Source organism: Ruegeria sp. BH6 (assembly GCF_056538105.1).
This window is the reverse complement of the sequence record NZ_JBQFSR010000011.1, coordinates 25,702-46,898: the sequence shown is the minus strand read 5'-3', so window position 1 is coordinate 46,898 and position 21,197 is coordinate 25,702. Positions and strand designations below refer to the sequence as shown.

The 21,197-nt window shown below is 58.2% G+C and carries 25 protein-coding genes; 6 read left to right on the top strand and 19 right to left on the bottom strand.

Annotation, left to right across the window (positions count from 1 at the left end; genetic code table 11):
* Positions 1-11: 11 nt before the first annotated feature.
* Positions 12-1,250 (bottom strand): aspartate kinase, encoded by a 1,239-nt coding sequence (locus ACR0B8_RS18585; RefSeq protein WP_170351389.1) that lies wholly within the window; start codon positions 1,248-1,250, stop codon positions 12-14.
* Positions 1,251-1,413: 163 nt separating this feature from the next.
* Here ACR0B8_RS18585 and ACR0B8_RS18580 point away from each other — a divergent pair, with 163 nt between their 5' ends.
* The gene (locus tag ACR0B8_RS18580) at positions 1,414-1,767 is read left to right on the top strand and encodes a hypothetical protein (protein ID WP_170351390.1); all 354 of its coding nucleotides are present in this window, start codon (positions 1,414-1,416) and stop codon (positions 1,765-1,767) included.
* Here ACR0B8_RS18580 and ACR0B8_RS18575 read toward each other — a convergent pair.
* The 5 genes from ACR0B8_RS18575 to ACR0B8_RS18555 all read right to left on the bottom strand — a co-directional run bounded on the left by ACR0B8_RS18575 (position 1,761) and on the right by ACR0B8_RS18555 (position 4,805).
* Positions 1,761-2,399: an SDR family oxidoreductase gene (locus ACR0B8_RS18575; protein ID WP_170362530.1), complete on the bottom strand. Its 639-nt coding sequence runs from the start codon at positions 2,397-2,399 to the stop codon at positions 1,761-1,763. The two genes, ACR0B8_RS18580 and ACR0B8_RS18575, sit on opposite strands and share 7 nt — an antisense overlap.
* A 3-nt stretch (positions 2,400-2,402) precedes the next feature.
* Complete coding sequence (locus tag ACR0B8_RS18570) at positions 2,403-2,858, bottom strand: DUF1178 family protein (RefSeq protein WP_170351392.1); 456 nt, start codon at positions 2,856-2,858, stop codon at positions 2,403-2,405.
* Positions 2,859-2,929: 71 nt separating this feature from the next.
* Entirely contained in the window at positions 2,930-3,340 is a 411-nt protein-coding gene (locus ACR0B8_RS18565) for an NUDIX hydrolase (RefSeq protein WP_226689826.1), read from the bottom strand.
* Positions 3,341-3,513: 173 nt separating this feature from the next.
* Positions 3,514-4,257, bottom strand: coding sequence for an EcsC family protein (locus tag ACR0B8_RS18560; RefSeq protein ID WP_226689806.1), 744 nt, complete (start codon positions 4,255-4,257; stop codon positions 3,514-3,516).
* A gap of 53 nt (positions 4,258-4,310) precedes the next feature.
* A complete protein-coding gene (locus ACR0B8_RS18555; protein WP_226689807.1) occupies positions 4,311-4,805 on the bottom strand; it encodes a GNAT family N-acetyltransferase in 495 nt (164 codons plus the stop codon).
* Between the two features lie 72 nt (positions 4,806-4,877).
* Here ACR0B8_RS18555 and ACR0B8_RS18550 point away from each other — a divergent pair, with 72 nt between their 5' ends.
* Positions 4,878-5,483 carry a flavin reductase family protein gene (locus tag ACR0B8_RS18550; protein WP_170414317.1) on the top strand — a complete coding sequence of 202 codons (606 nt, stop codon included), beginning with the start codon at positions 4,878-4,880 and terminating at the stop codon, positions 5,481-5,483.
* Between the two features lie 135 nt (positions 5,484-5,618).
* Here ACR0B8_RS18550 and ACR0B8_RS18545 read toward each other — a convergent pair whose 3' ends face one another.
* Positions 5,619-7,253 (bottom strand): SulP family inorganic anion transporter, encoded by a 1,635-nt coding sequence (locus tag ACR0B8_RS18545; protein ID WP_170351401.1) that lies wholly within the window; start codon positions 7,251-7,253, stop codon positions 5,619-5,621.
* A gap of 206 nt (positions 7,254-7,459) precedes the next feature.
* On the opposite strand from ACR0B8_RS18545, the gene ACR0B8_RS18540 reads away from it, so the two are divergent.
* Positions 7,460-8,332, top strand: coding sequence for an S-methyl-5'-thioadenosine phosphorylase (locus ACR0B8_RS18540; RefSeq protein ID WP_170398917.1), 873 nt, complete (start codon positions 7,460-7,462; stop codon positions 8,330-8,332).
* A gap of 6 nt (positions 8,333-8,338) precedes the next feature.
* Here ACR0B8_RS18540 and ACR0B8_RS18535 read toward each other — a convergent pair whose 3' ends face one another.
* Positions 8,339-9,202, bottom strand: a complete 864-nt coding sequence (locus tag ACR0B8_RS18535) for an alpha/beta hydrolase (protein WP_226689809.1) — start codon at positions 9,200-9,202, stop codon at positions 8,339-8,341.
* Between the two features lie 227 nt (positions 9,203-9,429).
* Between ACR0B8_RS18535 and ACR0B8_RS18530 the strand changes: the two genes are divergently transcribed.
* Positions 9,430-10,446 carry a DUF418 domain-containing protein gene (locus tag ACR0B8_RS18530; protein ID WP_480659308.1) on the top strand — a complete coding sequence of 339 codons (1,017 nt, stop codon included), beginning with the start codon at positions 9,430-9,432 and terminating at the stop codon, positions 10,444-10,446.
* Positions 10,447-10,497: 51 nt separating this feature from the next.
* The gene (locus ACR0B8_RS18525; protein WP_226689811.1) at positions 10,498-11,127 is read left to right on the top strand and encodes a LysE family translocator; all 630 of its coding nucleotides are present in this window, start codon (positions 10,498-10,500) and stop codon (positions 11,125-11,127) included.
* Positions 11,128-11,131: 4 nt separating this feature from the next.
* Here the strand turns inward: ACR0B8_RS18525 and ACR0B8_RS18520 are convergent, their stop codons facing one another.
* The gene (locus ACR0B8_RS18520; RefSeq protein WP_170362521.1) at positions 11,132-11,296 is read right to left on the bottom strand and encodes a hypothetical protein; all 165 of its coding nucleotides are present in this window, start codon (positions 11,294-11,296) and stop codon (positions 11,132-11,134) included.
* Positions 11,297-11,604: 308 nt separating this feature from the next.
* On the opposite strand from ACR0B8_RS18520, the gene ACR0B8_RS18515 reads away from it, so the two are divergent.
* Complete coding sequence (locus ACR0B8_RS18515; protein ID WP_170362520.1) at positions 11,605-12,144, top strand: adenine phosphoribosyltransferase; 540 nt, start codon at positions 11,605-11,607, stop codon at positions 12,142-12,144.
* Positions 12,145-12,196: 52 nt separating this feature from the next.
* On the opposite strand, the gene ACR0B8_RS18510 is transcribed toward ACR0B8_RS18515, so the two are convergent.
* The 10 genes from ACR0B8_RS18510 to cyoE form a co-directional block, all read right to left on the bottom strand.
* Positions 12,197-13,615: an FAD-binding oxidoreductase gene (locus ACR0B8_RS18510; protein WP_226689812.1), complete on the bottom strand. Its 1,419-nt coding sequence runs from the start codon at positions 13,613-13,615 to the stop codon at positions 12,197-12,199.
* Positions 13,616-13,653: 38 nt separating this feature from the next.
* Positions 13,654-14,472 (bottom strand): MBL fold metallo-hydrolase, encoded by an 819-nt coding sequence (locus tag ACR0B8_RS18505; protein WP_170379109.1) that lies wholly within the window; start codon positions 14,470-14,472, stop codon positions 13,654-13,656.
* A 101-nt stretch (positions 14,473-14,573) separates the two neighbouring features.
* Positions 14,574-15,158 carry a GNAT family N-acetyltransferase gene (locus tag ACR0B8_RS18500; RefSeq protein ID WP_170351416.1) on the bottom strand — a complete coding sequence of 195 codons (585 nt, stop codon included), beginning with the start codon at positions 15,156-15,158 and terminating at the stop codon, positions 14,574-14,576.
* Complete coding sequence (locus tag ACR0B8_RS18495) at positions 15,158-16,420, bottom strand: M16 family metallopeptidase (RefSeq protein ID WP_170379107.1); 1,263 nt, start codon at positions 16,418-16,420, stop codon at positions 15,158-15,160. The genes ACR0B8_RS18500 and ACR0B8_RS18495 overlap by 1 nt, the downstream gene beginning before the upstream one ends.
* Positions 16,417-17,805: a threonine synthase gene (thrC, locus tag ACR0B8_RS18490; protein WP_226689813.1), complete on the bottom strand. Its 1,389-nt coding sequence runs from the start codon at positions 17,803-17,805 to the stop codon at positions 16,417-16,419. Before thrC ends, ACR0B8_RS18495 begins: the two co-directional genes overlap by 4 nt.
* Entirely contained in the window at positions 17,802-18,479 is a 678-nt protein-coding gene (locus tag ACR0B8_RS18485; RefSeq protein ID WP_480659312.1) for an SURF1 family protein, read from the bottom strand. The genes thrC and ACR0B8_RS18485 overlap by 4 nt, the downstream gene beginning before the upstream one ends.
* Positions 18,480-18,648: 169 nt before the next feature.
* Positions 18,649-19,464 carry a cytochrome c oxidase subunit 3 gene (locus ACR0B8_RS18480; protein ID WP_226689814.1) on the bottom strand — a complete coding sequence of 272 codons (816 nt, stop codon included), beginning with the start codon at positions 19,462-19,464 and terminating at the stop codon, positions 18,649-18,651.
* Between the two features lie 22 nt (positions 19,465-19,486).
* Positions 19,487-20,062, bottom strand: a complete 576-nt coding sequence (locus ACR0B8_RS18475) for a cytochrome c oxidase assembly protein (protein ID WP_226689815.1) — start codon at positions 20,060-20,062, stop codon at positions 19,487-19,489.
* A complete protein-coding gene (locus ACR0B8_RS18470) occupies positions 20,062-20,223 on the bottom strand; it encodes a hypothetical protein (protein ID WP_170351427.1) in 162 nt (53 codons plus the stop codon). The genes ACR0B8_RS18475 and ACR0B8_RS18470 overlap by 1 nt, the downstream gene beginning before the upstream one ends.
* The gene (cyoE, locus tag ACR0B8_RS18465; RefSeq protein WP_480659314.1) at positions 20,220-21,176 is read right to left on the bottom strand and encodes a heme o synthase; all 957 of its coding nucleotides are present in this window, start codon (positions 21,174-21,176) and stop codon (positions 20,220-20,222) included. Before cyoE ends, ACR0B8_RS18470 begins: the two co-directional genes overlap by 4 nt.
* Between the last annotated feature and the right edge of the window lie 21 nt (positions 21,177-21,197).

Below are 21,197 nucleotides of genomic sequence, written 5' to 3'. Positions count from 1 at the left end.
GGCTGAAATGCTCAGGCCGCCTTGTCCAGTTCAAAGGCATCATGCAGTGCCTGAACCGCAAGTTCCATGTATTTCCGATCCACCAGGACGGAAATTTTTATCTCAGAGGTTGTAATGACCTTAATATTGATCCCCTCATCCGAGAGTATCTTGAACATTTTGGCCGCAACACCCGACTGAGAACGCATTCCGATGCCCACCACCGAGACCTTGCAGACATCTTCGTCCGCAACCAGTTCGGCATAGTTCAGCTCACCCGCGTCCTTGATCGCCAACAACGCTTTCTCGGCACGCGCGACCTGATCGGTCGGGCACGAGAAGGTCATGTCGGTGCGCCCCTCGTCCGAAATATTCTGAACGATCATGTCCACGTTCACGCCCTCATCGCTGAGCGCGGTAAAGATGATCGAGGCGATACCGGGTCGGTCCGCCACCGAAACGACGGTCATCTTAGCCTCGTCACGGGAATAGGCCACACCGGCCACAACATTGGATTCCATGATATCCTCCTCGTCAACGACCAGCGTTCCGGCCTCGTCGGATTGTTCCTCGAAACTTGAGAGAACGCGCAGTTTCACCTTATACCGCATCGCCAACTCGACCGAGCGGGTTTGCAGCACCTTGGCCCCCAACGAGGCCAGTTCGAGCATCTCTTCGAACGAAATACGGTCCAGTTTGCGCGCTTTTTCACAGATGCGCGGGTCGGTGGTATAGACGCCGTCTACATCCGTATAAATATCGCAACGCTCGGCGCCGAACGCGGCGGCAAAGGCCACGGCGGTGGTGTCCGAACCGCCCCGGCCCAGCGTGGTGATGCGCCCTTCGGGGCTGATGCCCTGAAAGCCTGCGACAACGGCCACTTTCATGCCTTCGTCGAATTTTTGGGTCAGGTTTTCGGTCGGAATTTCTTCGATCCGGGCCTGACTGTGGGCACTGGTGGTCATCAGCGGCACCTGCCAGCCCTGCCAGCTGCGCGCGGGAATATCCATTTCCTGCAACGTCAGCGCCATCAGACCGGCGGTCACGTTCTCGCCCGAGGAGACCACGGCGTCATATTCACGCGCATCAAATAGGGGCGAGGTTTCGTTGACCCATCCCACCAGCTCATTGGTCTTGCCCGACATTGCCGAGACAATTACGATCACGTCATAGCCCTTGGCCACCTCAACACCGATGCGTTTCGCCGCGCGGCGGATACGGTCAAGGTTGGCAACCGACGTGCCACCGAATTTCATAACGAGTACGGGCATGGGGGTGGTCTCTCCGCGCCTTGGAATTCAGGTTCCGTGCGTCTTATGCGAGGGGGGCCGCAAGGGCAAGGGTTCAAAACCGCCCCGAATGCCGCATGGGGCTGCTTTACATCCGGCAGCGAGGCTGTCAGCCTTAGTCATCGAATTTTCCAAGAGGTTTTCCATGTTCCGCCTTGCCCTCGCAGTTGTCCTGCTGTCTTCCCCTGCCCTTGCACAGGTTTCAACTCTGGCCGCAACTGACGGCAAGAATGCTTTGGGCACTGTGCCCTGCGCCTCGGGCGGCGCACCGCTCGATAGCTGCCATGCCGAATTGCGCCACCATGACGACGGCACGACGACGTTGGCTGTGTCATTGGGCGGCGGTGAAGTGCGCAGCATCTATTTCACCGATGGCGTGCCGAATTCCAGCAGTTCACCTGCCAAGATCAGCCATGAAACACGTGGCGACCTGACCGTGATTTTCATCGACCCGGATGAGGTCTACGAAATCCCCACCGCAGCGTTGATACGTCAGTAAGCGTGGGGGCGACCGTCCCAGTTTTCGAAACAACCCGTTGTTTCCAGTGACAACGCATCGAACCTTTCAATCAGGCCCTCTGCGGCCTGATCCAGGGTGATATCGGCTTCGGGCCCGCCCATATCGGTCTGCACCCAGCCCGGGTGATAGATACCTACGGCGATTCCATCATCGCGCAAATCCGTGGCCAGATTGCGTCCCAGACTCAAGGCTGCGGCCTTTGATGCGCGGTAGATATAGCTGCCCCCCGGCGCGCGGGTGTGCGAGGCCATCGTCGATGAAATAATTGCAATCTTTCCCCGTGCGGCCCGCAAGTTCGGCAACAATGCCTGAACGGTTAGAAACACGCCTGTCACGTTGATGGCAAAGCTTTGCGCCCACATGTCGGCGGGATAGCCGTCAATGCTCTGCCCTTTGTCCAGATATACCCCGGCGTTGCAGATCAGCAAATCGACGGGTTGATCTGCCAGATACGTGGCCACGTCGGAATGTTGCGAAGGGTCGGTAACATCCAGAACCACCTGCGCACTGCCATCCCGCGCGGTGCCGGTCAGCTTGTCCCCGCGGGCCCGGTAACTGTCGGCCAGCGTTCGGCCAATGCCACGATTGACCCCCGTAATAACTACATGCACGGCTTAATTTGTCTTTCTGCTGGGAACAAAAGGCAAAGGTGCCACTGGAACCCCATCGTCGATCAGGGCCTGCGCTTCGTCCGGCTTGGCCTCACCATAGATCGCACGCTCGGGCGCATCACCAAGGTGGATTTTGCGCGCTTCGCTGGCAAAATCCTTACCCACATAGTCCGAGTTCTCTTCGACCTTGCGGCGCAGCTCAGCCAGCACCTTTTCAATGTCTGGCGCAGGGGCGGCCACATCTATCGTTTCAGCCTCGGGCATGGGGGCGATGGTCTTTGCCACGGCCTCACGGGCCGGGCGGACACGTGGGGTCATGATAGCCTTTTCAACATCCGCACATCCACACACAGCGCAAGTCACCATGCCCGTGGATGCCAGTTTGTCGTAAGCGGCGGCCGATTGGAACCAACTGTCAAATGTATGGCCGTTGCTGCATTTCAATGCGTATTGAATCATGATCCGTCCAAATGTCGGTTGTCGAATTGATAACCACAGACATGGCAATATCAAGCCCTACCAGAGGCATCTTAGCGCATGATTGGCTCAAGTTTTTGAAACATTTGCCCAAGTTCGGGGAAATTGACGTGAACTGCGGCTTTTTTCGGCACAAACCATTGTCTCTGCCGCTGTTTGAATTCGGGAAAACACGCAGCAACCGATGTCACCAATAACGGAAAGACATCCACAACGCACAATACAGCGCCCTTTTTCTGATGACGTTTTCGATAGCAAAACTGCCCCATTGCCTGCGTGTCGCACTCTCCTCGAATGCCGGCCTCTTCCCACGCCTCCTGGCCTGCGGTCTGAGACGCAGTCAATCCATCAATCAACCACCCTTTAGGAATGATCCAACGGCGTGATTTGCGCGTTGTAATCAACAGCACTTCGGGTTGCCCTTGCTCGACACGATAGCACAAAGCCGCCGATTGCTGCAGCACCGGCAGGTGCCGCGCATTTTCGGAAATATGAGGCGAAAGCCTTGCGTCTATCACGCCGAGCCGCCTTTCATATGGATATTTGCCTGTTTGCCCGCGTTGTTTTGGTTTATTTAGCGGACGCTCAAATCATCAATACCATATGCGGTGAAATTCTCCAAGCCTTTGAAGAAAAATCACATTCGGGCGGCCAGTTTCCGCACCAGTTCATCGTGGGGAATATCGGCATCGACCGCCAAACGGCGCAGGCCGAAATGCACGCGGGCAATCTGCTGGTAATACCGCGTGTAGACATAGTTGGTGCCGCCTCCGGCGATGGCACCCAACACGGGCACGGACTGCGCCGCCAATTTCTGCCCCAACACAACTGACAACCGCGGAGCGACCGCTGCGATCAGTTTTTGCATGGCAGGTCCTGTCAAGGTCAACCTGACCGAGAAGAACCCCAGATCGGCGCCGTCGTCATTGGACAAAGGCCCGGCGGCGGACAGGACACGCACGCAATCAAATTTCACACCATCTTCCGACGGATCAAACCCTTCGCGCGCAGCCGCACCCTGTATGGCACGCAGCAGCATCGCGGTCGTCGCAGGTAGTTCCATCAAAGCAGTGGACATGCCGCCCAACCCTCCGGCTGCACCCATGGCCGTTGTTACTGCGGTATTGACCCAGGGATGCTGGTCCGGAACAGCCCGTCGTGACCCTTCGGCGGCTCGCATCGCCAGCCACAGGGCCTGTTCCGTCGCGCCCGTCAGGCCCTGCCTGATCGGTTCTGGCAATTGCTCCAACAAGGATTCCGCCGAACCACCCAAATTATTCAACAGCTTGACGCCCGGCCCTCCGGCCGTTCGGTAATACCTAGCCAATCGGTCCAGTTCCGCCTCGGCATCCAGCTTTTCAACAAGAACCACGTCCTGCATAAAAACCCTCCTGCCCATAAGACATCGGGGTTTATAGCCAAGGTTTCAATAGTTCAGCGGGTCCAACGGGTGACAAGCCCATCCACTCCGTCCCAAACACCCGAGGATAATTCCAGCCCCAGAATTCGGTCCGGGTTGGTCGGAGGGGGCATTTCAACCCCATTCAGACGGGAAAACCCGAACCGGGCATAATAAGGTGCATCACCAACCAACATGACCCGATCCCAGCCCATCACCCGGCCAGCTTCGATACCTTCGTGGATCAGAAAGCCCCCAAGACCCTCGCCTTGATGGGTCGGGTGTACGGCTACCGGCCCCAGCAGCAAGGCATCGTGATCACCCACGTGCACCGGCCAGAACCGTATGGCCCCAGCCAGAATGCCCTGCCCGTCACGCGCAACCAGAGACAAGCCTGAAACCGGCGGCACATCATCGCGCAGACGATAGGAAGACAGCGCTTCGCGCCCGGGCGCAAAGCACAGGTCATAGAGGGCTTCGACCTCCCACCAATCATCCGGCTCTTCCGGCCTGATCCCGAACTGCTGCACCTCAGCCCTCTTTTCCTTGCTGGCATTCGCCCTAGCACTTCGCTACGCCTTGGGCAAACGCTTGGAGTAGAGATGTTCTATCGACCCGAAGACGGCCACGGTCTGCCGCACAATCCATTCAACGCTGTCATTACCCCCCGTCCGATCGGTTGGATATCCACCCGCAGCCCCGATGGGATCAACAATCTGGCACCTTATTCCTTCTTCAACGGGGTCGCCTACACGCCCCCACAGGTGATGTTCGCTTCAACGGGCACCAAACACGATCAGGACGGTGGCAAGGACAGTGTTTCGAACATCGAAGCAACCGGAGTGTTCTGCGTGAACGTGGTGGCACACGCACACCGCGATGCGATGAACGCCAGTTCCGCAGGCCTGCCCAAACATCACGACGAATTCGAACATGCTGGCCTGACGCCGGTTGAATGCGAAACCATCCCCTGCGCTCGAGTCGAGGGCGTTCCGGCTGCTCTGGAATGCAAATTGACCAAGATTGTCGATCTGCCGGGCGAGGCAAATCGGGTTGTTTTCGGAGAAGTAACCGGTGTCCACCTGCGAGACGATTGTTTGAGGGATGGAATATTCGACGTGACGACCTTCAACCCGCTCGCCCGGCTTGGATATCGGGACTATTCAGTCGTAACCGAGTTGTTCTCGCTTAGTCGCCCAGACGATTAGGAATTACAGGGGGGGCGCTGCCCCGCCGCCCTTTGGGTGCCTCCCCCGAGATATTTTCAGCCAGATGAACCAGGGGATCCTGTATTCATCTGGTCACAAATACCTCGGAGCGCGAGGCAGAGCCTCGCAAAATACTCAGTGGCCGCCCAGAATGCCGGTGCGAACAGAATAATCCACCGCCAGTTGGTAATCGGGGTCATCATCGCTGTCGACCATCAGATGCCCTGCTTTGTTCAGCAGCTTGTGGCAATCGCGGCTGAGGTGGCGCAGCATGACGCGTTTGCCTGCGGCCTCGTATTTCGAAGCGACGTTTTCGATGGCCTGCAAGGCCGACTGGTCGACAACCCGGCTTTCTGCAAAATCCACGATCACCGTGTCAGGATCGCTTGGCACATCGAACAACTCGACAAAACCCTCGGAGGAACCAAAGAACAGAGGCCCTTGGATTTCGTAGACTTTTGCGCCTTTTTCGGTTTCCGATTCACGCGTGATGGCATGGATACGCTTGGCGTTGTTCCACGCATAGGCCAGCGCGGAGACGATGACACCAACCACAACCGCGACCGCGAGGTCTTCCATCACCGTCACCACAGTCACCAGAACGATAACGAATGCGTCCGTCAATGGCACCTTGCGCATGATCTTGAACGAGTTCCAGGCGAATGTACCGATCACCACCATAAACATCACCCCAACCAGTGCGGCCAGCGGGATTTGCTCGATCAGCGGTGAGGCAAACAAGATGAACACCAGCAGGAACAGCGCCGCCGCGATACCGGCGATACGGGTCCGGCCACCGGACTTTACGTTGATCATCGACTGACCAATCATTGCGCAGCCGCCCATGCCACCGAAGAAACCGGTGGCGACGTTAGCAACGCCTTGCGCGATGCATTCCTGCGAAGCCCCGCCGCGCTTACCGGTGATCTCTCCAACAAGGTTCAACGTCAGCAGGGATTCGATCAGGCCGATTGCGGCTAGAATGACGGCATAGGGCAGGATGATTTCAAAAGTTTCCCAGGTCAGCGGCACCATCGGGATGTGGAACGGCGGCAAACCTCCCTCGATAGACGCCAGGTCACCGACGCGAGGCACGTCCAAACCAAAGCCAATCACCAGCGCGGCAACGACAAAAATACCGGCTAACGGCGCAGGAATGATGCGCGTGATACGCGGCATGACCCAGATCACCGCCATGGTCAGAGCGACCAGGCCCAGCATCGTGTAAAGCTGCAGACCCGAAAGCCATTCGCCGCCACCGACGCCATGGCCGGTGTTTTCCATGGTGCCAGGCACTTTGAACTGACCCAACTGCGCAAGAAAAATCACGATAGCCAGACCATTCACAAAGCCCAGCATCACCGGATGCGGCACCAGCCGGATGAACCGGCCCCAATGCATGGCCCCGGCGATCACTTGCAGGATACCCATCAACACCACGGTCGCGAACAGGTATTCAACCCCGTGTTGGGCCACTAGCGCCACCATCACAACGGCCAACGCCCCGGTCGCGCCCGAAATCATGCCCGGACGGCCACCGATCAGCGCCGTGATCAGACCGACCATAAAGGCCGCGTACAGACCAACCAGCGGATGCACCCCGGCAACAAAGGCAAAGGCCACTGCTTCGGGCACCAACGCCAGCGCCACAGTCAGACCGGACAGCAGTTCGATCCGCAGGCGCGAGGCAGTCAGCCCTTCGTCCGGCACCCAACGAAGATCGGGTTTAGCTATACGATTGGCAAAGCTTGCCAGCATGGCTCGGGGCATGGGACGGTCCTGTTGGTATTTTGGGTTCGCGCGAAAGGGGTCTTTTAGCGGTCAATCCCCGCAGGAGATACCGCGCCAGGTGGGACCCAGATATGCAACAGACGCATACCGCGCCTTCAGCCAACACAAACCGTTGAACCCACTTGCCAAATCCTCCGCTGCCCCTCAGACAGTCTGCATCGTTTTTTTTCATTCGGAGCGCAGCCATGACCCAGACGAAAATCGCAATCATCGGCGGATCAGGTATCTACGATATCGACGGGCTGGAAAAGGCGGAATGGGTTACGGTTGAAACGCCGTGGGGTGCACCTTCGGACCAGATTCTGACGGGGGCTTTGAATGGGGTCGAAATGGCCTTCCTGCCCCGTCACGGGCGTGGCCACGTTCATTCACCGACCGAGGTGCCCTATCGCGCCAATATCGATGCGCTGAAACGGCTGGGGGTTACGGACGTGATCTCGGTTTCCGCCTGCGGGTCGTTTCGCGAGCATATGGCGCCGGGGGATTTCGTCATTGTCGACCAGTTCATTGACCGGACATTTGCGCGCGAGAAGAGCTTTTTCGGCACTGGTTGCGTCGCCCATGTCAGCGTGGCGCATCCCACCTGCCCGCGCCTGTCGGACGCTTGTGAGAGCGCAGGCAAGGCGGCAGGTATTACCATCCATCGCGGTGGCACCTATCTGGCGATGGAGGGGCCGCAGTTCTCATCTCTGGCCGAATCCAAGATGTATCGCGAGCATTGGGGATGTGACGTGATTGGCATGACTAACATGCCCGAGGCGAAACTCGCCCGCGAAGCCGAACTTTGTTATGCCTCGATCGCCATGGTGACCGACTATGACAGCTGGCACCCGGATCACGGCGAGGTCGACGTAACCGCCATTATCGCCACCCTAACCGGGAATGCGGAAAAAGGCCGGGCGCTGGTCAAGGGCCTGCCCGATCTGTTGGGGGCTGAACGCGCGCCCTGCCCGCATGGCTGCGATCGGGCATTGGAGTTTGCGATCCTCACTGCGCCCGAAAAACGCGATCCGGCGTTACTGGCCAAGCTGGATGCGGTCGCAGGCCGGATTCTTTAAACCACGCTACTGCGCAAGGGTCTGCTGCACCTCGTCCCACAAGCCATACGACCAGAGGTCGTTGTGGGTGCCGTTGGGGATGACATGAAGTTTGGCGGTGTCGCCCGACATCGCCGCCAGCGCTTGGCCGTGATGCACCGGAACGGTTTCATCCTCGGTTCCGTGGAAGATCAGCGTTGGCACCGTAACATCGCCGATAAAGTCACGGGTTGCGAACTGATCCTTCATCAAGGCCGAAACCGGCAGAAACGGATAGCGCTCGGCCGCGACATCCACAGTCGCGGTGAAGGGGGCCTCTAGCACCAGTAACTGCGCATTCGGACGCTGTTGGGCGACAGCAGCCGCCACGCCGGTGCCAAGGCTTTGACCGTGCAGGACGACGGCTGCACCCTCAGAGTCCAGTTGGTCAAACATGTGAATCCCATCTGAGATCAGCGCCAGTTCCGAGGGCTCGCCGCCACTGCCTGGAAAACCGCGATAACTGGGGGCGAGCAGGCCAAAACCACTGTTCAGGATTTCCCGCAGCCGGTCGGCCCGGTCACCCAGATTGCCGCTTTGACCGTGGAAAAAAAGAACGGTCGGCGCATCTTCAGTGGCCGGTGGCGCGGACCACGCCGTCAGCACAACCCCGTCGGACATGGGCAGAGAGATCACGTCGACATCGGCCAGCCCAACCTCATTGGGGGCGGGCAATTCTCCGGACGGTTTGTATAGCAGCTCATCCTGATTAGCGTACATGTACCCCACGATCCCGGCGTAAATCACGACGCTAATCAGGATCAGAAGGATCAGCACACGTTTCAACCGCCCGTCGTTTGAGCGGGACATGTCCTTGAACGCTTTTGTATAGTCGGGATGTGTCTGCGTCACCTTCGCCTCCGATCCTTTGATATGCCCTAGGTTGTAGGGCCAGACCGGCGTTTCAAGGACGGTACGCACGCTTTAACGCAATCTTTAACTTACTCAACCCGGGTACATTGTGACCGTTGGGGGTGGTAAGGACACCCAGACCCTCGCAAATTGTTTATTTCAAACACGCCACTGAACCGCATTTGTGCCAAAAATTCATTTCAGTACGCCCCAAACAGAGGAGCACCATGAAACGACTCGAAGCCCTAGACGCCGCCCGCTTTTTTGCTTTCTGCGGCATGGTGCTGGTGAACTTCCGCATCGCGGCGCAAGTTGCGCCGGGCCAAGACTGGGCGTCAAACCTTGTCGACGCATTGGAGGGGAGGGCCGCCGCACTGTTCGTCATTCTGGCCGGTGTAGGATTGGGTCTGTCGAGCATCCCCGCTGGTGTGCTGCTGCGGCGCGCGGCCTTTCTGTTCGTTCTCGGCCTGATCAACATGACCGTGTTCGACGCTGACATTCTGCATTTCTACGCATTGTATTTTGTGGTGGGGGCTGTGTTTCTTTCGGCCTCGGGACGTTTGTTGTGGCTGAGGGCGTTGGGGATTGTTGCGCTGGCCGTTTTGGCCAACCTTATCTTTGACTATGAGCGGGGCTGGGATTGGTCCACGCTCAGCTATACCGACCTCTGGACCCTGCCCGGCTTTTTACGAAATGCAATTTTCAACGGTTGGCACCCGGTTTTACCTTGGGCTGCTTTCCTGCTGATCGGCATGGCCATCGGGCGATCACAGCTTCGAACGATCTGCATTCAACACCGCCTGATCATGTGGGGATTTGGCGCTGCCGTGTTGGCTCTTATTCCACAAAGGTTGATGTCCGAACCGGAATTGGTTGCCTATCTAGGCACTGCGTCGATTCCGCCAGGGCCGTTCTATATCCTGGCCAGCACCGGATCGGCGTGCGTGGTGATCGGACTGTTGCTGAAGCTATGGCCGAAGATCGAAAAACTGCGCTTTGGCTCTGCCCTGACCGCTCCGGGACGGCAGAGCCTGACCCTATATGTGGCGCATATCCTGATCGGGATGGGATTGCTGGAGGAGCTTGGTTTGCTAAATGGCACACTCAAACCAACACAGATCGTGGTTTACGCGCTCGGGTTCTGCGCTTTGTCCTCGGGTTTTGCCCTATTGTGGTTCCGCCGGTTCAAGCGCGGCCCACTTGAGGCATTGATGCGTCGCGTCACCGAGCCACGAAAGGCTTGACCTCACCGTCGCGGCGGGGCTTGGTGAGGGCGAAACCAAACGGGTAACCCCATGTCTTTTGAACTTTGGCTGGCTTTCGTGGCCGCATCGACCGCCTTGCTGCTTATCCCCGGCCCGACTGTGTTGCTGGTGCTTAGCTATGCCTTATCAAAAGGGCGCAGCGTCGCCGTGGCCTCGGCCACAGGGGTGGCGTTAGGGGATCTGGTTGCAATGACCGCTTCGCTACTGGGGCTGGGGGCGCTGGTGCTGGCCTCGGCTACTTTGTTTTCTGTGCTGAAATGGGTGGGTGCGGCCTATCTTGTGTGGCTGGGAATCAAGCTGCTGCGTAGCGCGCCCTCGGGCGGGTTAGAGGCGCCAGCGACCGGGCGAAACGTCACCGCACAAAGTGTCTTTGGCCATGCCGCCGCCGTTACGGCGCTGAACCCGAAATCCATTGCCTTTTTCATCGCCTTCGTACCGCAATTCCTGCGTCCGGCGGACCCATTGGGCCCGCAATTCGCTATCCTGATCGCGACTTTCGTGGGTCTGGCCTGGCTGAACGCGCTGGCCTATGCGCTGTTGGCTGACCGGCTGCGCCGGATGATCGGACGCACCGGGGTAATCACTGCGATGACCCGGTTCGGAGGGCTGACTTTGATTGGAATGGGGGTTGCAACCGCCGTGCTGCGCCGCCCGGCCTGAGGGTTCAGCTCGCTTCGTGTTCTTTCAAGAACCCACGGATAAAACGCCGTATTTCGCGTGCGGCTGATGTATCCAGTTCCCTGCACAATTCAACAAATGCGTCCCGCTCATCCTTGTCCAGGCGCAAGACCAACTGGCTGTTTTTCTTGGCAGATACCTTGCTGTCCATCTTTCCCGCACACCCTGTTCAATGCCTAAATCCACAAGCGATACACTGCATATACAATGCATAGCAATTTCAGGTACCGGCGACCTACCAACAAAACGGAGTTTTGGCAATCAACCTTCCCGCGACTCAGGCATTCCATTTACCAGTCCGGCGCGTCCATCGTTGTCACCCACCGCACAGCATCGCTATTTCGTATTATCAAAGCTCAATTCCGCTCCCTGTCGGGAAGTCCGCGATAATCTTTCCTTGCAAGGCTGTCCCCAATGGGCCAAATACGCCCGCGTGTTTTGACGTCAGAGGGATTGGCAATGTCCAGAAACAAGTCGGTCAAGGATTACATCCGAACCATCGTCGATTTCCCGCATGAGGGGATCATGTTCCGCGATGTCACCACCCTGTTTGCCGACCCGCGCGGGTTCCGCATGGCGATTGACCAGATGTTGCATCCTTATGCGGGTGAGCGCATCGACAAGGTCGTGGGTCTTGAGGCGCGCGGCTTCATTCTGGGCGGTGCGATTGCCCACCAGTTGAGCGTTGGTTTCGTGCCGATCCGCAAAAAGGGCAAACTGCCGGGCACCACGATCAGCCAGGACTACAAACTGGAATATGGCGAGGCGATCGTCGAAATTCACGATGACGCCATCCAGCCCGGTGAGAAGATCCTGGTCGTTGATGATCTTCTGGCCACCGGAGGCACCGCTGCGGCCGGGATCAAGCTGATCGAACGGCTGGGGGGTGAGATCGTGTCATGCTCGTTCATTGTCGACCTGCCGGAACTGGGCGGCAGCAAGGCGTTGGAAGACATGGGTATGGATGTGCACGTTCTGTGCGAATTCGAAGGTTTGTAAGCGCCTTTCATTCAATATTCATTCCAAGGGCGAGGCGCGGAAAGCGGTACGATCAATCCGCCCTAAAAACCGCACCCGGATTCATGATCCCCTGCGGGTCCAGCGCAGCTTTGATGGCACGCATTGCAGACAGCTTTGTCGCGTCGCCATAGTGCTCAAGATCATCGGCTTTCAGACGTCCCACCCCATGCTCGGCACTGACCGAGCCACCAAAGGCCTCCACCAGATCATGCACAGCGTGTTTGACGGCCTGTCTCTCGTCATCAAACTCCGAACGGCTGTGGCCCAAGGGCGGGAACACGTTGTAGTGCAGATTGCCATCACCAACGTGACCAAAACAGTTGATGCGGAACAACCCAAGCGCGGCCACGACCTCGGCCCCGCGTTGAATGAATTCGGGAATTCGGGATATCGGGACCGAGATATCGTGACTGGACACCGACCCGATCAGCCGGTTGGCCTCGGGGATACGCTCGCGCACGGCCCATAGGTCCATACGCTGCGCCTCGCTTTGCGCAATAACCGCCTCCCCGACGAGGCCAGCTTTGTCCGCTTTGATATACAGCGTTTCCAGCGCGTCAGCAGCCGAGTGCCCCGCAAACAATCCAAGTTCGATCAGAACGCACCATTCGGGCTGTGTTGCAAATGGCTGGCGCACATCTGGCAAAACCTCGGTCAGGAATTGCAGCCCCTGCTTGTGGATCAGCTCAAAGGTGCTGACCGCTTCACCCAGTTGGTCGTGGGCCAATGATAGTAAATCGATCGCCGCTTGGGGCGAAGCGACCTGAAGCATCGCGGTTCCGACCGCTTCGGGCCGCGGAGAAAGTTTCAACGAGGCGGCGGTGATGATCCCCAATGTACCCTCCGCACCTATCAGAAGGTTACGAAGATCATAGCCGGTGTTGTCCTTCCGCAACCGGCTGAGCCCGTGCCAGATTTCACCGCTAGGCAGAACCGCCTCAAGCCCCAAACAAAGGTCGCGCGCATTGCCATAGCGCAACACGTTGACCCCACCCGCATTAGTGGCAAGGTTGCCCCCGATCCGGCACGATCCCTGCGCTGCAAGAGCCAGAGGGAATAACCGGTTCGCCTCTTCCGCGGCGGTTTGTACGTCAGCCAGAATGGCACCTGCCTCGGCAATCAGAATGTTTTCGGTCGGGTAAACCGCCCGTATCGCAGTCATCCTCTCTAACGAGATCAAGAGGGGCGCTGGCCCGTCCGGCATTACCTGTCCGCCTACCAGCCCTGTGCCACCACTGTAAGGCACTACCGGTACCCGCTTATCCAAGGCCAATCGCACCAGCGCTGCTACTTCATCAACCGTTCGCGGTAAGGCCAACAAACCGGCATGTCCGGTAAAACGCCCCCGTGGCTCTTCCAGATAGCGTTCCGTGACCGGGCGCAAAATATCTTCACCCAGATCAGCCCGGATCAGACGGGCCAGGTTCTCATCGGCAGGATTCAGTGTCATGCCACCTCATTGCCGAAGCGAACGCGCCCGGACAAGCCCTATTCTAGTTCGATCAGATACTGAGGCTCCAGCACAACCACTGTTGGCTGACTTGGCAGAGTACGCAGCGACACGGTGATTTCGGTCGCTCCCTTGCGTTCAACCGGAAAATCATTGCGGATATCGACCAGGAACCGGTCCAGCGAAAAGCCCGAGAACCAGTGCATCGGAATGATAACAGAACTCTTCAGCCGCTTGAGGACCGAAATCATCTCGGGCAGAGGCATCGTCGTTCCCCCATCCACCGCCGCCATGACAACATCCAGCCGTCCTAGTGCGGCGAATTGTTCATCGGATGGTATATGGTGCAAATGGCCCAGATGGCCGATGCACAGCCCTTCCACCTCGAACACAAAGATCGAATTGCCGCGCTCTTCCACGCCGCCATACGCAGATCGGATATCGGTCGAGACATTGCGTACCAGCATCTCGCCCAGATCAAGGTAATGATCGATACCCTGCCCAAACTCGCCCCACCCCGGCAACACATGCGGGATTGCAGGATCGGGATGAGCGGTCCAATGAGTACTGTGCGCATGGTTCATGGTGACCACATCCGGGATCAAATCGGCACTACCAATAAAGCCGGTGAAATCCGTCACTGCGTTCAACCCGCCCTGCGTCTGGATCAGGAAAGAGGCATGGGCGATATAGCTGATCCGCACGGAAAATTCCGGGATCGGGTCCTGCCACGCCGCCTTGTGAATATACTCGATCCCCGGCGCGGCATCCGCGATGGCGATACAATGGCTCGGCCGCCGCTCCTGCGCCACAGCCCCGCCCGAGATCACCATCAATACCGCAACAATCCAGCGCATGGGGCAAGTGTAGCGCAGAACGCCAACAAGTCATGCCCCTTGTTCATCTGGCCAAAAATATCTCGGGGTAGGCGCGGCTGGCCGCGCCGGGGGCAAAGCCCCTAGCCCGCGTCCGTCTTGCCGCGCCGATCCGACCGCAGGCTGGCATACAGGACATGCGTCCGCCACCGCCCGTTGATCTGCAGATAAGACTGCGCCACGCCCTCATATTTAAAGCCCGAGCTTTCCAGCAACCCGCGCGAGGGCTTGTTTTCGGGCAGGCACGCGGCCTCGATCCGGCTCAGATCCAGGCGGGTGAAGGCATAATGGACAATCGCGCCTATCGCCTCGCGCATATACCCGTTGCGGGCAAAGGTTTGACCGGTCCAATATCCCAGCGTCCCAGCCTGCGCCGGGCCGCGGCGCACGTTGTCCAGCGTGATCGCCCCCAGAAGCACATCATCGGATCGACGGAATAGGAACAAAGGAATCGCTGTGCCACTGGCCACTGAACGCTGCGCCCAGTAGACGCGATTGGTGAAAGATTTGCGCGTCAGATGATCTTTAGCCCAGATCGGCTCCCACGGGGTAAGGAATTCTTGGGACGCTCGCCGCAGCGCCGCCCAATCGTTGAAATCAGAGTGAACGGGCGGGCGCAGGCTTAGGCGCTCGGTCTCGAGTTTCAGCTTGCGTCTGCCCAACAGCATCACGCCGCACGCCTCTCCTGCAATTCTGCCAGCGTGGGCGCGGCGGAAACTGGACCGTAGAGCGCCAAGGCCGCCGGCGCCTGAAGCGCCATCTTTTCCGCAAACGCACGAACATCCCCGGTGCTGACCGCATCGATCTTGGCGACCGTATCCTCAAGCGACGGCACCCGGTCCCAAATCTGAACCAGACGCGCCAGACGTTCCGCCCGGTTTGATGGGCTTTCCAGCCCCATCAGCATCCCGGCTTTCATCTGTGCGCGGGCGCGGGCAACCTCTTCGGCGCTCATGTCTTCGGCGGCACGCTTCATCTCATCGATGGTAATCGTGGCCAGCTCTGCGACCTGATCCGCCGAAGTGCCTGCGTAGATCGTTGTTGTTCCGGTATCAGCATAGGCCCCGGTCTGCGCAAAGATCGTGTAGCATAGGCCACGTATCTCGCGCACCTCCTGAAACAGGCGCGAGGACATGCCGCCACCCAAAGCGGTGGAGTAAATCTGTGCCGTATAGATCTCATCGTCGCGGTAACCGGGGCTTTCCAGCGCGAGTGCGAAATGGGCTTGTTCCAGCTCTTTCTCTTGTCGCGCTTCGCCACCGGTGAAGCGGGCCGTTTCAGGAACCAGCCCTTTACGCGGTTGAAGATGGCCAAACATCTCTTCGGCCATTTTCATCAGCGCGTCGTGATCCACCGCGCCCGCGGCAGACAAGATCATCTGTTCCGGCCCGTAGTGCTCAGCGACAAAACCCGACAAGTCCTCGCGCGAGAAGGCGCTGACCCGCTCAGTCGGGCCCAGAATGGTGCGACCCAGCGGTTGATCGTGATAGCTCTGCTCTTGCAACCAGTCAAAAATCACGTCGTCCGGCGTGTCATAAGCCTGGCCGATCTCTTGCAGGATCACGCCGCGCTCGACCTCGATCTCGCGCGGGTCAAAGACAGGGTTCAGAACGATGTCACCAATCACGTCCATCGCCAGCGCCACATCGTCTTTCAGAACGCGTGCGTAATAGGCCGTCACCTCGCGCGAGGTATAGGCGTTGATATACCCGCCCACATCCTCGATCGCTTCGGCGATCTGCAGCGCAGACCTGCGCTCAGTTCCCTTGAACGCCATATGTTCAAGGAAATGGGCAATACCGTTCTGCTCGATCCGTTCATGCCGCCCACCGGCGGTTACCCAAATGCCGATGGCCGCCGATTGCAGCCCCGGCATATGTTCACTGACGATACGAAAGCCGTTCTTCAGTTGGTCTTGTCTGACAGTCACTCAGCAATTTGCCTTTTGATATGATCCTCAATGGCACCCAGATCATTGGCGATGCGGGTCACCCGTTCCGGACGTTCATACAGATCAGACATGCGAGAGGGAAGAGGCGGATGTACGTCACTCGCCTTCTCAACCGCCGCCGGGAATTTCGCTGGGTGCGCAGTAGCCAAAGTGATCATCGGAACGTCAGCCACACGGTGATCTTCGGCGACCTTGATACCGACCGCGGTGTGCGGGCAAACCAGCTCGGCGCTGTGGGCCAATGTGGATTTGATGGTGGCCAGTGTTTCATCCTCGGACACCCGGCCCGAGTCGAAATTCTCGCGCAGTGCTTCCATCGCGCCCTGACTGACGTTGAAGCCGCCATTCTTCAGCTCATCCATCAACTGCGATACAGCGCTGCCATCCTCGCCATAGGCATAGTACAGCGCACGTTCAAAGTTCGAGCTGACCTGAATATCCATTGACGGGCTGATCGAGGGAATGGTGTCGCCCTTGAAGTACCCCAGCCCCGAAAGGCAGCGATGCAGAATGTCGTTTTGGTTTGTGGCCACAACCAACCGATCAATGGGCAGCCCCATGCACTTGGCGATATAACCGGCAAAGATGTCACCGAAATTGCCGGTAGGCACGGTGAAGCTGACCTTGCGATACGGTGCCCCCAGGCTGGCCGCAGCCGAGAAATAGTAGACCACCTGCGCCAACACGCGGGCAAAGTTGATCGAGTTCACGCCCGCCAGTTTCACCCCATCGCGAAATTCGAAATCGTTGAACATGTCCTTTACGGCAGCCTGACAATCGTCAAAGTCGCCATCAACGGCCAATGCATGCACATTGCTGTCTGCCGGCGTGGTCATTTGGCGGCGTTGCACCTCGGACACACGACCATGGGGGAACAGAATGAACACGTCCACGGCATCCAGCCCCCGGAACGCCTCAATCGCGGCCGAGCCCGTATCGCCGCTGGTTGCGCCCACGATGGTCACACGTTCACCGCGCCGCTTCAGGGCCACCTGGAACAGTTGCCCGATCAGTTGCATGGCAAAGTCTTTGAACGCCAGTGTCGGACCGTGGAACAACTCCAGTAGGAAGTGGTTTTCGTTCAGCTGCTTCAGTGGCGCACGGGCATCATGACCAAAGCCTTCATAGGCGCGGGCGATGATCGCCTTGAACTCATCCTCGGCAAAGGACCCGCTGACATAGGGCCACATCACGCTGAACGCGATTTCCTCATAGGGCAACCCTGCCAATGCTGCGATCTCTTCCTGGCTCATCACCGGAATTTCGGCAGGCAGGTACAGGCCACCATCGCGGGCCAGCCCGGTCAGCATCGCCTCTTCAAAGGTCAGTTCAGGCGCTTGGCCACGGGTCGAGATGTATTTCATTGCTCTTCACTTTCAGAAGGGGCGCGATTGCGCCACAGGAAATAACCGGTCATCGCGGCCCAGACCAGAGCCAGACCAAACCATGTGATTGCATATTGCAGGTGGTCATTGGGAATACCCGCAGTGTCGACAGGCAGGGACGTCACGCCCGGGTCAGTTTGTGAACGGGCGATAAGAAGCACCGGTTCAGCCCCCAAAGCAGCGGCCAGATTGGGCACGTCGCGGGCAAACCAGATATTGCTTTCCATGTCCGGTTCGGGTGTGTACCCGTCGACCTCATCGGGCCAATGCAGATTACCCGTTACCTCCATCTGACCCACCTGCCGTTCAGCCTGCTTGGCAGTGGTCGGAACAAACCCCCGGTCTACAAGAATTGTTCGGTCTTCAGTGCTGAAACGCTGAATAATGCGGTAACCTGCGCCAACAAGTTTGACCGAAACCAGAACATGGATTTCCCCGGGCTCCATCTCACCAGAAATCGTTACCGGCAAGTACTTGTCATCCTCAGGAGAAACGCTGTCGGGTAAGGCAACCGGTGCTGCCGTGATGCGAGTATCAATCTCGGACAGAACACCCTGTTTCCATGTCAGTCGCTGCATCTGCCAGAAGCCCAGAGACAACAGGATCGCCAAACCGGCAATACCAAATATCAGCAGGAACAGGATGCGGCGCATATCGGGACCAGATTTCGTTACCTAAAGGCTCGGGTTGAACCGGCGCCTTGTTAAGGGTGCCACGTGCAAGATTGCAACCACGCAATTGTATCGGGCGCAATCTTGCACCTCGGATAGAGAAAAAGCCGCCCCTTGGGGCGGCTTTTGCAATTGGATCGCCTGACCGGCGTTAAATCAGCGGAGCCTGACCCCAGATGTAGACAGCGAAGAACAGGAACAGCCAGACGACATCCACAAAGTGCCAGTACCAGGCTGCCGCTTCAAACCCGACGTGTTTTTCAGGGGTAAAGTCACCGCGTAGCGCCCGGATCAGGCAGACCGACAGGAAGATGGTACCGATGATCACGTGGAAACCGTGGAACCCGGTGGCCATGAAGAAGTTCGAATAGAACTGATCGTCGCCGAATTTCCAGCCTTCGTGCGCCAGCAATTCATAATATTCAAAGCCCTGCAGGGCGGTAAATGCGATACCCAGTACGATACCGATAGCCAGACCGTTGATCAGCGCCTTGCGGTCATTGTCATGCACCAGCGCGTGGTGCGCCCAAGTGATCGCACAGCCCGACAGCAACAGAACCAGCGTGTTGATCAGCGGCAGGTGGAAGGGGTCAACCGCGTGAATATCCGGCTGGATGTACTCGGTGCCAGCATAGTCGTACATCGGATACATGCGGTGTTTGAAGAACGACCAGAACCAGGCAAAGAAGAACATCACCTCGGACATCACGAACAGGATGAAACCATAACGCAGACCGATGCGTACCACCGGTGTGTGATCACCGGCGCGGCTTTCGGCCACAACCTCGGACCACCAGGCGAACATGGTGTAAAGCACACCAACCAGTCCCATCCAGAAAACGAATGGCGTTTTGTCGTGCATCCACAGAACAGCACCTAGGAGCATGACAAAGCCGCTCACTGCGCCGATCAGCGGCCAGATCGACGGGGCCAGAATGTGATAATCATGGTTTTTTGCGTGTGCCATCAGCGTCCCTCACCTACAGGCGTTAGTTCGTGTTTGTATCTGCCTGCTCATCCAGGGCTGCGTAGCCCTCGGGCAGGTCTATTTCGTAGAATGTATACGACAGAGTAATCGTATGCACATACTTGGCTTCCAGATCCTCGACGATTTCCGGGTCGACGAAGAAGGTTACCGGCATCTGTACCCGCTCACCGGGTTGCAGCACCTGCTCTTCAAAACAGAAACAGGCGATTTTCTGAAAATACCCACCGGCCGAATACGGCGCGACGTTGTAAGACGCCTGCCCGGCAATCGGACGGTCGGTCGGGTTGTGGGCTTCGTAAAAGGCCAATCCGGTCTCACCGATGCGCACTTCCATCTCACGCTCGACCGGTTTGAACTCCCACGCCATGCCTTTGGCTTTCGACGCGTCAAAGCGGACAGTGACCTTGCGGTCCAGAATATCCTCGGGCGCAGTTTCGGCCACACCAACCGTACCGCCAAAACCAGTGACCCGGCAGAACCAGTCGTAAAACGGCACCGCCGCCCAGGCCAAACCGCCCATCAGCACGACCACACTGACCGTCTGGATCACTGTTTTTTGCGGACCGGACAAGGCCATCAGTTCTGAACCTCTTGTGTCGGCTGACCCAGGCCAGTGCCCGAGACTTTTACGATCGTTAGCCCAAAGATGATCACAATGAAGGCAGCCAGCGTCAGACCCACCCCCAGATTGCGGTTGAACCGGCGCTGGTGCAGTTCATGGCTTTTGCGCAGACTCATGACCAACCTCCCAATCCATAGGGTTTCAACAACGCCTCAGCCAGAACCGCGCCGAAGTGCAGGAACAGGTAGAGCAGCGACAGCTTAAAGAATGAGCGCTCGACCTTGAAGTTATCTGCCTCTGAGTCATCCTCTGTGCGGCGCGAGATCTGCCACGCTCCGCGCAGGAACAGGGCGTTCATCACAACAGCAACGGTCAGATAGATCGGGCCACCGATGCCCGAGAAGGACGTGCCAACCGCCAGCAGCGCCAGCAGTACGGTGTAAACAAGAATGTGCCAGCGCGTCGCGCGGCGGCCGTGTGTCACGGTCAGCATCGGCACACCCGCATCGTCGTAATCCGAGCGCATGAACAGCGCCAGAGCCCAGAAATGCGGTGGAGTCCACATGAAGGTCAAGGCAAACATCAGCCACGGCTCAAGCGTCATCGACCCCGTGGCCGCGACCCAACCGATTACCGGAGGGAAAGCCCCTGCCGCACCACCGACCACGATGTTCTGCGGCGTCGAACGCTTTAGCCACATCGTGTAGACCACGACATAGAAAAAGATGGTGAAACCCAGGAAGGCTCCGGCAAACCAGTTCGTTGCCAGACCCAGCATGATCACCGACAGGCCAGACAGCGCCAGCCCAATGGCCATGGCCTCGCCCGCCTCGACCTTGCCGGACGGAATCGGACGGCCTTTGGTGCGCTTCATCACCTTGTCAATGTCAGCGTCCCACCACATGTTCAGCGCACCCGAGGCACCACCACCGATGGCAATGAACAAGATGGCGCAGAAGCCGACAAAGGGATGGACCGGCACAGGCGCCGCCAGCAGACCGACAAGCGCCGTGAACACCACCAACGACATGACCCGCGGCTTCAGCAGGGCGAAATAATCGCCACAGCTGGCCTCGTCCACGCGGGTCTGCGCGGTCACGGTGCTGGCATTGAAGCTTGCGTCGCTCATGTCGGGTCCTTTTGGGGCGAA